Source organism: Paenibacillus sp. YAE3 (genome assembly GCF_057546105.1).
In genome coordinates, this window is the sequence record NZ_BAAIYF010000011.1 from 214,573 (window position 1) to 227,445 (window position 12,873).

Consider the following 12,873-nt stretch of genomic DNA (forward strand, 5'->3'; position numbering starts at 1 on the left):
GATTCCTTCATCCCTTACAATTTGACATTGGTCGACGCAGAATGCGTGATGATCTCCTCTACGGTTACTTCGCGTCCCAGTTGGTCGGACAGGTACACGCCTTCACTGATCAGCATGGTTTGCAGCGCAATCTCTGCTGTTGGCAGGAGGGGAACCCTTCCCTGCAAGGCTGCGATCCAATGATGTTGCGAAGAACGGTAAGCGTCATAATCCGCCTTGAGCCTGCCCCAACGAAGATCCATGTCGTCCAGGTTCACGTTGCTGTCCAGGTCCATGTCCGCGATGGTCGTATGAAAGCTTAGTCCGCTCGTCTGAGATATGGAAGAATACGAAGGGAGCCGAATTCCGCCTTTGCTGCCCACCAGGCTGGACCCTTCAAAACCTCCCATATGTATGGACCACGCCTCGATGAGATCAAGCGTTACCCCGCCTTCGAACCGGATAAATCCAAGACCCAGCTCTTCGACGTCGAACCCGGATTCCGCTCTTCTCGCCGCGTCCATATCCATTTCTTGATAGACTTTGCCGGATACGCTTTTTACCTTCGGAAGATCCAAAAGATATAACATCTGAGCTATGTGATAAACCCCCATGTCAAGTAAGGCGCCCCCTGCCGCGGTTTCCTTCCGGTTGAAAAATTTGGTGCCATAGCCATCGACAAATGGACGTCCTCTGCGCCGAAACCCCGTTGACCGGGCATGATAAAGCTTGCCCAAGCTTCCTTCTTCGATCAGCGCTTTGGCGGCTTTCGTCTCTTTTCGATAAAGCGTGTTCAGTTGAATATGAAGCATCTTATTGCAGGCTTTGGCCGTTTCCAGCATCGAATTGCCGTCATAATAGGTCCCGGCGATCGGCTTCTCGCAATAGACATGTTTCCCTGCCTCAAGCGCTTCATTGGTTACAGGAGCATGGAAGTTGTTATGGAGGCAAACATCGACCGCATCGATGTCCGTGCGTTTCAGCATCTCCCTAAAATCGGTGTAAACATCTTTGATATGAAATTGGCCGGCTACTGTTCGAGCTGCTTCTTCATTAATATCGCAGACAGCCACAACCTCAGCATCTGCGATATCCGCATAATTTTTCAGATGCGTGATGCCGATTAATCCGACTCCGACAATACCGATTCGAATTTTACCCATTGGTATTCGCTCCTTTAGGCCCTAATTTTTCGAAAGCTATTCTTACTTGTTAATTTACCTTCGACAATACTTTTTTCATGGCGGCAACGGCCCACCCAACCTCCACATATTGGTTATCCGGCGCATTATGTTCAATAGCCCAATATTCTTTAAATCCGCTGTCATGCAGCGTTTGGGCAATTCGAATCGCCCGATCTTCCGCAGCCAGCGTATTGCCTCCAAAATGGACATGGCATGCCCACGGCGCGATCATCGAATCTCCAAGTTCAGGGTCAACCTTCCAGCGGTCTACATGCAGCAGAACACCGAAATTCGGATGATTCACGGCCTTTGCGATCTGCTTCAGAAAATGAGGATTAAGCGACGGCCCCATATGATTCTCCGGGCCAACCTTACTGCCAAAATCAGCAGCAATCCGGCAATACTCCTGATATCTTTGTACGATATGTTCAAATTGTTCCTGACTCATATCGAAGAAATCCCCATTGGGATCATTCGAATACGAGCCGCCTGTGTCGATTCGTACCGTCTGAGCACCTAGTATTTCTGCTGCACGCAAATGCTTTAACGCATTTTGATATTGCAGCTCGCGTCTCTCTTCGTCTTGATCCCATAAGGAAGCCGTATCAACAGCGAAGTTAACGACGGTCAATTCTTTCTCATCCAAGGCTTCGCGAATTTTGCGAAGATAGTCATCATCCGCCAATTCCCATACAGGCCCGCTTTTATCCACAAAGAAACCGTTATACAGATCGACAACGTTCAGACCGTAACGGTATTTTACCGTTTCCAGATAGCCAAAAACGTCCATTTTACCTTGTACAAATGTGTTTTGAAACGAATATCCTCCAATCGATATCTTCACTTCAGCTCAACTCCCTGTCTTATTGTTTTTTGCCGCCCATTCATCTAGTTGCTTCTGCTTCTCTGCTATCACCTTGTCAATGCCGGCGGCACGAAGTGCAGCATTGAATTTAGGCAGATTGACTTCCGGATCCAGAGCACCATTCTCCAGGCCGCTTTGGAATTGACGAACGACGTTTGTAATCGCTGCCAATTCGGTTTTCACCGGCGACGGGTTGTAGGTGAAACCGAGGGCTGCAGATTTTTTGGATTCCCGATTGTATTGATCCATCTCCTCCCACAGATCCGGATTGTCTGTGACCCAAGTATGGGACAGAAGCTGATTGCCAAACATCCATCCTTGGCGCATGTTGTAACCGCTGTTTGTCGCATTGACGCCAGGCGGGAAATCAATTTGCTTTTCGCCGACCTTCACGTAGTGCTTGCCCTCAATCCCCCAGTCGATCAGGTTGATCAGATCCCGATCCGAGTTCAGCAGGTTCAAGAACATCATGGCACGTTCCGGATCTTTGGAATTGGCCGGAATGCCGAGCATAATCGCCGTAATATTGGTTGTGCTTGTGATTTGCTTGCCCAGATTGATCATCTCAAGCTTCGTACCAACACGTTGTTCCGTCTGCGCCAGCACACCTGGCTTGCCTTTTTGAATGACTCCGAAACCGACGTTCGCCTTGATTAAATCGACCGCCGTTTCCTTACTCGTCGCCGCATCTTTGCTGATATAACCCGCTTCATACCAACGTCTGGCTGTTTTTATCAGCTTCTCGTACTCCGGGGTTTCGAATAAATTCACGACCTTGAGTTCATCCAAATTGTCCAAAACGCCAATGTAGTCCCCCAGAATGTCCCAGCTATTTTCCAGAACACGATCCACGATCGAAGCTGAGGCTCCTGGCTTGCCTAGCGGTGTAATATTCGGCTCGTTCTTGTGAATGGTCTCCAGAATCGGGTCCAAATCGTCCAGCGTCTTCACCTTGCTAGCATCGAGATGATATTTATCGAGCAGGTCCTTGCGCATCATCACGGTGGTATTCGAGGCAAAATCCCTGATGCTTGGAATGGCATAGATTTTGCCGTCAACTTTGGTAGCTTCGAGTATTTCCGGCTGGAAGGCTTTCGTGATGTCTTGACCATGCTTTTGAAGCAGATCATCCAGCGGCAGCAGCTGCCCTTGCGCGACTTGTCTTGAAAAGTCCGTGCCTCCCGTCACAATTAAATCGACTTGTTCATTTCCGGTGAGCATAAGAATGGTTTGCTGATCCCAGGCTGCCGGTTCAATTCGTTCCAGTTTCACGGTCGCATTGATTTTTTCGAGCGTAATTTTGCTCATCTCTTTTTCAACGAGTTCCAAATCCTTCTGAGCCGGTCCATAAAAGACAAGCTTTACCTCATATGGCGGCAGCTTCCCGTCACCGGTTACGGCGGCACCCTCCTCTCCCGCAACCGCATCCTTCGTATTCGTGTTCGATTCTTTGCCGCAGCCTGCCAACAGCAAAGTCAACAATGTCATGATCAATAACATCTTACCTGCCCTGTTACGCATATATGCCCCTCCTATTGATAATCATTTGAGATCCATGACTGCTTTAGCCTTTGACTGCACCAACGGTAAGTCCCTTGGCAAAATATTTTTGAAAGAACGGGTAGGTCACCAGAATGGGGATCACGCCGATGGCGGCAATCGCCATTTTCAAACCATGATTAGGTATGTCATCGGCCGCGACCATGTCTTCCACAAAATTCGTGTTGCTGGCCAAGTATTGCGCATTCAACAGAATCGTATTGAGCAGCACTTGGATACTGTACAGCTTGCTGTCTGTGATATAGATGAGCCCGTTGAACCAGTCATTCCAGTAATTGATCAATTGGAACAAGCCAACTGCGCCCAATACGGGAGTAGACAATGGAAGAACGATTCGGGCAAAAATTTTGAATTCGCTCGCACCATCCATATAGGCGGACTCGATCACTTCGTTCGGAATATTCATGGTGAAAAAGGTCCGGATCAGAATTACAAAGAATGCGCTTACAAGTAATCCGGGAATCAAGAGGGCAAACAGCGTATTTTTAATGTGGAACACGTTGGTATACATTAAGTAGGTTGGAACAAGTCCCCCATTAAAGAGCATCGTGAAGAAGATAAAGAAAGAAACTGCATTTCGCAGCGGCATATCTCTTCTTGAGATCGGATAAGCCAGTAACGTCATCACGATCAAACTCGCAATGGTCCCGATGACGGTTATGAATATCGATATTCCATAGGCCCGGATCAGCATAGCCGGTTCCTTCAATAAATAACGGTAGCTCTCCAGGCTGAATTCCGTCGGAAACAACGTGTAGCCGTTCCGGATAATCGAAGCCTCGCTCGAAACGGATGATGCGACAAGCAGGATGAAGGGAATCAGGCAAAGGGATGAGATGGCGATAAAAACGATATTAATAACCCACTGCTCCGTTTTCCTGGGCATCATGTGATCTCACTCCTTTTTTAGAACAGTGAATTGTCAGGGTTGATTTTTTTAACGACATAGTTAGAAATGAGAATGATGATAAATCCAACGATGGACTGGTATACCCCTGCAGCTGACGACATGCCGATGTCTCCGTTTTTGATCAGGGCCCGGTATACGTAAGTATCGATCACATTGGTGGTGGGCATCAGTACGCCCGAGTCAAGCGGGACCTGATAGAATAGGCCAAAGTCGGAATAAAAAATACGGCCGATCTGAAGCAGGGTCATGATAATAATAACGGGCGTGATGAGAGGAATGGTGATTTTGAAAATTTGCTGCAGTTTATTGGCGCCATCCAGCGTCGCCGCTTCATAATACTCGTGATCAATACCGACGACGGCCGCAAAATAAACGATACTCAAGTACCCTGCTGTACTCCATATTTTGACCAGGGTTAAAATGTAGGGCCAATACTTGGGATCGTTGTACCACATGACACCGTCCCGTCCCAGAAGCGGGAGAATCGTATTGTTAATAAGTCCCGTTTCCATACTGAGCAGCGAATAAACAAGGTAACCGATAATAACGGAAGAAATTAAATACGGAAGCAATATGATGCTTTGATAAAGCCGGGGTAAGAAACGGTTTTTCAATTCGTACAATAATACGGCGAGTGCCACGGCTACAACCAGATTCAGGGCAATAAACACCAGGTTGTACAAAATGGTATTCCTCGTAATAATGTAGGCGTCTTCTGTTTTGAACAAATACTCAAAGTTTTTGAGCCCGACCCAATCGCTGTTCAAAATCCCCTTGGCGAAGTTAACGTCCTTAAAGGCAATCACGATGCCGAACATGGGGGCGTAATTGTTAATGAGCAAATAGACGACTCCTGGGATCAGCATAAGATACAGCATTTTGTACTTCTTTAGCTTCTTTAAGCTCATGCCTCTTACCCGCGAAGACATGGTGGTGATCCTCCTTTCCGTCAGCGTATTGTTGTTTCATTGACTGGCTCCATTGTAGCTAAGAGCGCTCCGGCCGAACCACCACGATACTGACCTCATAATATTACAATTCTGACCTGCGGGATTTGCGATACTGTTGTGGATTCATCTTTACCTCTTGCTTAAAGATCTTGGAGAAATACGAAAAATTCGAGTAACCCACACATAATGCAATTTCACTTACAGACATCTGGGTTGTTACGAGCAGCTCCTTGGCCATGGAAATTCGCTCTTCCACAATAAATTCCACAATGGACTTGCCTGTCTCTTTTTTGAACCGCCTCGACAAATAATCCGGATGCAAATTGACATGTCTGGCAATATCCTCTCTTGAAATCGCCTGATCCACATGCTCCTTGATAAAGGCTTTGATCCTTTCCATTAGCGGCTTCGTATCCTCGGCTCCATAACAAAACTGAGTGGTCTGGTCCAGCGCATACTTCACCCAGGTCTGCAGATCGGTCACAGAACGTACAGCCCGGGACAGCTGCTCCGTAGCTATCGCTTCCCCCAGAACCTCATAGGCTTGCCATTCTTTGTACTGGATAAAGGAATAGAGCATTTGCAGGAATTTCTGTAGAAATTGCCGCAGAACCTCTACATTCAATCCAACGACATCCTTCAGCGAGTTCAAATAACGTTCCGATTCGGAATAAACGGCGTCATATGCGCCTTGCTCCAGCATTTTTAACCAGACGTTCATTTGGATGACAGCGACGGATGGCGCGGTGTTGATGCCCTCGCTCACGAAAAAAACGTGATTATTCCGGTTTAGGTTACTTTCCTTCATGCAGATCAAGCGGTGATAGCGGGCCGCCATCTCATGGAGCATCCCCTGCTCACCCACATAACACGAAATATCGCAGCGGAAATACCGGTTGCATGACTCAATGTAAGTTTTGCACATCCGCTCCATATTCTTCGTGTGGTCTTCTGCCCGTGTCCCGGCAGGCAGGATCGCCACAAACATATCGCTGGTGATCCGTACCAACTGGCCCTGTTCCTCTCCGCGCAGAATCATATGGTCCGCAGCATTCATAAGCGCATATTCCATAAGCTTACGGTCTTGGGGATTCAGCTTCTCCGCCCAGCGCTGAACAAAAATCAAAATCGGCAGGAAGGAATCCGTCTCCCGGATGGGAAGGTTTCTGCTTTGCAGAATATCCCCTATCCGCTTCGGGCTTGCATCCCGCTGGTCCAGCACATCCTGCCAGAACCGCTCCATTAAGATGGACCGGTTCGTATGCCATAGCTTGGCGTAATATTGGCTTTCTGCTTTGCTGATGTGCTGCTCCCTTTTTTCATTCACTTTCTCTACGCCTTTCAGAACGACGGCTCGCAGCTCATTCATCTTGACGGGCTTCAGTATATAATCAAGGCTTCCGAGTTGAATCGCGTCCTTCGCATAGGCAAAGTTCGAATGGCATGTCAAAAATATGGATTCCGTTAGCAGATGCCGCTCCCTCACCCATGACAACAATTCAATCCCGCTGCCTTGGGGCATCTCGATATCACAAATCATAATGTCAATCGGATGTTCGCCAAATATCCCCATGGCCTGCTTGATATTATGGGCCACATGGATACGGGAGATCGACAGCTCTGACCAATCCACTGCAGCTTGTACGGCCCTCACCGCATGGATCTCGTCGTCAACGATCAGCAATTGATACATGCCATCCCTCCTCCGATGGATCTCCCAGCTGGAACGGGAGCCAAACCTCAACCCTCGCTCCCCCGTCCGGGTGATTGGATAGGATCAACTTTGCCCTGTCTTGGTAAATCAACCGTAATCGACGCCTGGAATTCCATATGCCAATATGCCCGGTGTCACCATGGGCTGATTCGTCTTCCGATTGCCATTCACTTAACGCTTTTTCAGAGAATCCTTTACCCGTGTCTTGAATCAAGATGCATAGATAGGGCTCCTTATCCCCGCTAAGCTTTATATCTACGTTTAACCGGATCGGATCATCCATCGTAACCGCATGCTTTATCGTGTTCTCTGCGAAGGTCTGTATCATGAGCGGAGGTATTAAGGCTTGGGAAAGCGATTCGTCGCTGTTAATCTGATAAGTAAACGCATCCTCGAACCTCAGCGCCTGGATCTGCAAGTAGTTGCGGGTATGGGCGATTTCTTCTTCCAGCGTGACGAACTTCAGGTTGTTCTGAAACATAAATCTCATGTAGTTGATCAAATGCTCCGACATGTCCTGGATCAGTTGATAGTTTTGGAATTGGGCAAGGTTGTAGATGGTATTCAGCGCATTCAAAAAAAAGTGCGGATTGATTTGCAGCTGCAGATGTTTGAGCTCTGCTTTCTGGATGAGCAGCTGCTCTTCATAGACCGTGATTTTTAAGGCCTTGATCTCCGAAACCATGCTGTTAAATACATCATTCATCAGTTCGAATTCATAGGAAACGGGGTACGGCTCGACCCGCTGCTCCAAATTTCCGTCGCGTACCCGTCTCATGACTTTTACGATCCGGTTGATCGGGAGCAGGATAATATGCCGCAGGAAGATATAAAAAATAGGAAGAATAATGAGGGCTCCCAGAATCAGCAGGTACCAAAGGCGCTGGAGAAGCGGGAGACGTTCCAGGATGACGCTGTAGGGAATCAAAAACAACAGAGAAAATTTCCCCTGCTTGGAATGGGTGCTGACCTGCAAATAATCATCGTCATTATCGATTGGTGCATTTCCGCTCATCGGTTTGAGCGTTTCCGTGACAAGCACTGATTTCCCTTCCGGCCTTTCGTCCAGCAAGCTGAGCGGGATCATCAGCTTCGATGCCTTCACCCATCCCCCGACATACACATTCCCGATCTTTTGTATTTTCACGATGTAGTACTCTTCATTCATGTTGTAAGGAAACCATTTCTCGAATGCCTGCTTCTGCTGGCCCTTCCTCTCCTGAAGCATCCGAATCATCCCTTGCCGGATCATTTTCAGTTCAGCCATCGTCGCCTCGGGCGGCTGATTCGTGATGAGCTCTTCATTGACGGAGGAATAAACGAATAGATAATCCATCTCTTTGTATGTATGAATATCCCTTTCCAATTTATTGAACAGATTGATCTTCGCCAAAAAATATTCATCCATATTCACGTCAGCAGGCCTGTCCAGCACAATCAAATCGTTCTCAAAAGCGACCATGGTCCGCAAATACTTATCGATCTCCTCCAGATTTCGGTCGATTTGATCCATGTATAAGGCTGCCAAATGCCGGTTGGAGTTGGCCACTTGCTCGCGAACGACTTTCATCGCATAGTAGTTATCGAAAATAAGCAGAAGCTGCAGGGGGATGACAAATAGAAGAAAGCCCGCAATCAACTTGAATCGAATCGACTTGCTTGATAGCCGATGTATGAATTTCATCCTTCATTGACCTCCTTAGGCGAATGCTCGGTATTCGGAATCGGGATGTGGCACCGCATGACGATACCAAAACTTCAGTTCATTAGATTTTGTGTTGGATTTCAGCGATCATCATATCCCTCCTTTTCGGACTCGGCAGCACCAACCTACTACCCAATTTTTATTGGGGACTAAAAATGGGTATGTTAAGATAAGAATAAAAATAAGGAGCAGCCGCCCTGCTGCTCCCCGGTACAAACATCTAGAGCGGGAATTTCTCCTCTAAGATCAAAAATGACCTGGAAGTAACCCACTTAGGCGCGAACCTTAAGAGTGGGGTTTTTCGTTTATCGATGTAAGTCAGCAATGCCAACAAGAAGATCCCGAAGGTTATCGCCTCACCAAACGAAACGTTCATCGCATCACCTCCTTCAAGGAGGAGTGCGCCCACTCAAGGTGTGTATGTGCCATCCAAATTATAACACCCCATGAAAACGGATTCATTAGCGATCCTATATTTCTTCCAATGCCCAACCGTTCGTTCTTACTACCTTCTACGAATTCCTAGCACACTCTTCGCCAAATCCCCCGACTCATGATCCAGCTCCATCTAACAGCACCCGCACGTCTTTCTTTCCGCCCTTTTTGCAAATCCTCTTCTGTTACCATTTGAGTTCTGTGATTTCCGTGGCCCTGTCGAAAATGCCGCTCTTCCCTAAAATCAAACACGCAGACGACGACTCCCTCTTGATCGGTTTCACTGACTAGCTTGCATTTTAATTAGTGAAAAATAGAGCGATACGACTCGGAAGGGGGAGAGCCGACTCTGGCTGACAGGTCAAGCAGCACATTGTCCACTTGGTTCAGCAGTTTCTGAAGCTGCGAGGAGGTTACATTTTGCAAGAAGGAAATGTCATTGCAGCCGGCCAGAAAATGGATGGTGCACATGAACAATACCCTATCCAAATCCGCGACAGAGTCCTGCACCGTTAACTGGAAGATATCCTGAATCGTAAATGAAGGCGGAGGAAACATGCAGTTATTCTTCTTCATATACAATGCCTTAAGCATGTACTCGAGAGCACGGTCACTAAACAAGATGCAGACATGTGCAGAGGTGGGATGCATCATCCGCGCGGCAGAGTTCATGTGGATCTGTGCGAGATGTTGCATTTTGATCATGCCTTTGGCTTGAGCAAAACTTCGTTCCTGGATTTTTAACGGCTTATTCCTACTATCTCTGGCTTTGTCGATGGAGGTTGAATGATTCACATGCTTCAGCTCCCGCTTTAGTATTTGTACGACTCATACTGAAAACATTGCCTCGACTGTTATGAATCCATGGATCGTGGAAATACTTATATTTACCATTATACACAAAATTAATATCTATAGATATCATCTATGATATTTAATCGCTGGTGTATAGCGGTTGTGATTTTATCTACACTTTTAGTAGTGAGGTGTGGAATGATGACGGATAAAGAGATACTTCTTCGAATAGGTGCCCGTTTACGTGATTTGAGAAAAGAAAAAGGATTAACACAAGAAGCCCTTGGAGAAAAAGGTGGATTTCACTTTTCTTATATCGGACAAATCGAGCGAGGAGAAAAAAACGTAGCTCTGTTAAATCTTGCGAAGATTGCTGAAGCATTAGAGATAGATATATCTCAACTCTTCACCTATACCAGTGTAGGGATCAATGAAGAATCAGAAGCTGATCTTCAAGAAATAATGCATATGCTCGAACAACAAAATCCCCAGCAAATCGCTATGGTAAAGAATGTGCTTAAAGCGATTTTTAATAATAAGTGATACTTGACACAAAGAGAGCTCTAATCAGCTCTTTAAATGAACAGAGATAACAGCTTTTCCTGTCCTTTTTACGTCTTGGTTTGGACTACAAGAGGGGATAAAAGTGCCATTAATGGAAGCTGAAAGTTTATGTAATAACAGGAGTCCTTGGCTTTTTTTAAGGCTGAAAATAGATCTATCCTACGAGGCATCTTTGAATGAATTTTATGGAGGTTTAGCTTGACTCGATAAGTAGGATGTCAGGATACAATAAATAGATTGGAGGATACAGTTCGTTTTTTGCTGAGATTAGTGCTTGATCAAAGGGAAAATTCCTTCCTTCCGAATTGTACAGGGTTTAAATACATAAGCTATAGGAAGTATATGTTCAATACACCAACTCACTTACAGCATCAATTATCACATTCAACCAAGATCTCGCTATAGCATCCCCTAGCACCCCTTTCAAAAACCCTTTGTTTGGTCAATGGATTACCATCTGTTTCTCAGTACTTTCAAACCGACTTTTAAGAATATCCACGTTTTATCTTGAATAGGATAGTTTTAAATTTCTCAAAGGATTGATTGTTTTGAAAAAATGGTTTGAAATGGATGAGGATGAACGTGATCAGTTAGTCGCAGAGAAGGTCATGGGATGGAACAAACAAGAAATCGGTTGGTACAAGATAAATAGTGTAGGCGTCGAAGAAGGACCATTTGAACTTCCTCGTTTTTCCTCCGATGACTCTTTAGCTTTTATTATACTTGGGCAATTCAACTCCTACCAAATTACTAAAATGTTTCCTACAAAATATAGAACAATTATCGATGCAAACAATAACCGTTCCCTCTCCGAAAATTTAATGGAGTCAATTTGTTTAGCAGCTCTTAAGGCTCGCGGAATCGAAAATTAAAAAGGAAATGCAACATTATTGCATCCCCTTTTTAATATCAGTTAAAAGTAACTCGCCTAACTTTACTATTTGTTAAATGAGGACTTTCAAGTATGTAAAGCTGGATATCTTCCTGTTGATACTCATTCTTCTTAACAAATAATTTTACAAAATTAATATCATGAGTAGAAAAGACCAGTTGCTTCCGTAATCCACCTAATACATCGCAGATTGAAAATTGATTAACATCGTCCATGTTTTGAATTGGATCATCTATCGCAACAAAATCCAACTTACTAACTCTCTGCGACTCATTGATTGCAAGGAAAATTGCCATAGCGAGAACATTTAACTGACCCGAGCTTAAAGTGTGCTGAGCATTTGATATACTTCCATTATCATCACTACTTGTTGGAACCATAATCTTTAAATTAAGATCACTTCCTTCAAATCGTACAGGTTTAGATGTCGGGAGCGGGTTTAAATAGCGATAATATTTTTGTATTGCAGATTGTGGAGTATTTAAGAAGTCCATTGCTGAATTCCCCAAAAGCTCACCGACATTATTAATTAATTGTTGTAAGGGACCTATTTTCTTTTGATACTCTTCCATTTTTGTATCAATTTCTTTCTTTTTCTTTTCAAGAGCCTGTACATCAATTGCCACTTTTGTATTTTGATCGACGGATTGTTTAAATGATGTCAAGTAATTTAATTTATCTTGAAGAGACGCCCGCTTCCCAAGGGTTAGCTTGAGAAGGTTCTCGATAGGTTCCTCCAACTCAGAAAGAGAGAGTTTCTCTGGGATAGCTGTGACATTTTTATATAGTCTTTCATATTGCTTTTTAAGTTCTTCCTTTAATAAACCTTTTTTATTCAAAATTCTTTCAATTCGTGTTTCAGCTCGTTCCAATCTCTCTCTTCTTTTTATAAGACCTGCTATCGACTCAACTTTATTGGTCCCCCCCGAATCAGTCAGTACCTTTAACTCGCTATTAGATCTTTCGATCATCTTTTTGGTTTTTATAATTTTTTCAATTTGGTTTATTTCTTCACGCAGTAATTCATACTTTTTATTATCAGCACTGTCAATTTGGAAAAATACTGAATCAAATAACTCACTATCCTGGATAAATTCCATACGGTTTTGAGCATTTTTTTGCTGAACTCTTATTTTGTTTATCTCACTCTTAATTTTTCTTATTTCTACATCTGATTGATTTTTCTTAGTTTCGAGCGTTTTGCAGTAATCTGAGGCCTTGAGCCGTAAGGATTTTCGGACATAAAAAAGGGACTTCACCCCAACTTGGAGAAGTTTTCAAGTGACCAAACCCAAAAACCTCAAGGATGGAGGAAGTCAC

The 12,873-nt window shown here is 44.9% G+C and carries 11 protein-coding genes; 2 read left to right on the top strand and 9 right to left on the bottom strand.

What is annotated here, in order from left to right:
* Positions 1–14 precede the first annotated feature (14 nt).
* The 8 genes from AC27KL_RS21210 to AC27KL_RS21245 all read right to left on the bottom strand — a co-directional run bounded on the left by AC27KL_RS21210 (position 15) and on the right by AC27KL_RS21245 (position 10,097).
* Positions 15–1,142 carry a Gfo/Idh/MocA family protein gene (locus AC27KL_RS21210; RefSeq protein WP_487170958.1) on the bottom strand — a complete coding sequence of 376 codons (1,128 nt, stop codon included), beginning with the start codon at positions 1,140–1,142 and terminating at the stop codon, positions 15–17.
* A 49-nt stretch (positions 1,143–1,191) separates the two neighbouring features.
* Positions 1,192–2,007 carry a sugar phosphate isomerase/epimerase family protein gene (locus tag AC27KL_RS21215; protein ID WP_487170959.1) on the bottom strand — a complete coding sequence of 272 codons (816 nt, stop codon included), beginning with the start codon at positions 2,005–2,007 and terminating at the stop codon, positions 1,192–1,194.
* 6 nt (positions 2,008–2,013) lie between these two features.
* Positions 2,014–3,549: an ABC transporter substrate-binding protein gene (locus AC27KL_RS21220; protein WP_487170960.1), complete on the bottom strand. Its 1,536-nt coding sequence runs from the start codon at positions 3,547–3,549 to the stop codon at positions 2,014–2,016.
* A gap of 43 nt (positions 3,550–3,592) precedes the next feature.
* Positions 3,593–4,477 (bottom strand): carbohydrate ABC transporter permease, encoded by an 885-nt coding sequence (locus AC27KL_RS21225; RefSeq protein WP_487170961.1) that lies wholly within the window; start codon positions 4,475–4,477, stop codon positions 3,593–3,595.
* A 17-nt stretch (positions 4,478–4,494) separates the two neighbouring features.
* Entirely contained in the window at positions 4,495–5,427 is a 933-nt protein-coding gene (locus AC27KL_RS21230) for an ABC transporter permease (RefSeq protein ID WP_310860671.1), read from the bottom strand.
* Between the two features lie 103 nt (positions 5,428–5,530).
* A complete protein-coding gene (locus AC27KL_RS21235) occupies positions 5,531–7,141 on the bottom strand; it encodes a response regulator transcription factor (RefSeq protein ID WP_487170962.1) in 1,611 nt (536 codons plus the stop codon).
* Entirely contained in the window at positions 7,119–8,846 is a 1,728-nt protein-coding gene (locus tag AC27KL_RS21240; RefSeq protein ID WP_487170963.1) for a sensor histidine kinase, read from the bottom strand. The genes AC27KL_RS21235 and AC27KL_RS21240 overlap by 23 nt, the downstream gene beginning before the upstream one ends.
* A 759-nt stretch (positions 8,847–9,605) precedes the next feature.
* Positions 9,606–10,097, bottom strand: a complete 492-nt coding sequence (locus AC27KL_RS21245) for a hypothetical protein (protein ID WP_487170964.1) — start codon at positions 10,095–10,097, stop codon at positions 9,606–9,608.
* Between the two features lie 201 nt (positions 10,098–10,298).
* Here AC27KL_RS21245 and AC27KL_RS21250 point away from each other — a divergent pair, with 201 nt between their 5' ends.
* Positions 10,299–10,640: a helix-turn-helix domain-containing protein gene (locus tag AC27KL_RS21250; protein WP_487170979.1), complete on the top strand. Its 342-nt coding sequence runs from the start codon at positions 10,299–10,301 to the stop codon at positions 10,638–10,640.
* Positions 10,641–11,209: 569 nt separating this feature from the next.
* Positions 11,210–11,533 carry a BC1872 family protein gene (locus tag AC27KL_RS21255; RefSeq protein WP_487170965.1) on the top strand — a complete coding sequence of 108 codons (324 nt, stop codon included), beginning with the start codon at positions 11,210–11,212 and terminating at the stop codon, positions 11,531–11,533.
* A gap of 37 nt (positions 11,534–11,570) precedes the next feature.
* Here AC27KL_RS21255 and AC27KL_RS21260 read toward each other — a convergent pair whose 3' ends face one another.
* On the bottom strand, positions 11,571–12,653 hold the full coding sequence (locus AC27KL_RS21260) for a hypothetical protein (protein ID WP_487170966.1): 1,083 nt from the start codon (positions 12,651–12,653) through the stop codon (positions 11,571–11,573).
* Positions 12,654–12,873 lie beyond the last annotated feature (220 nt).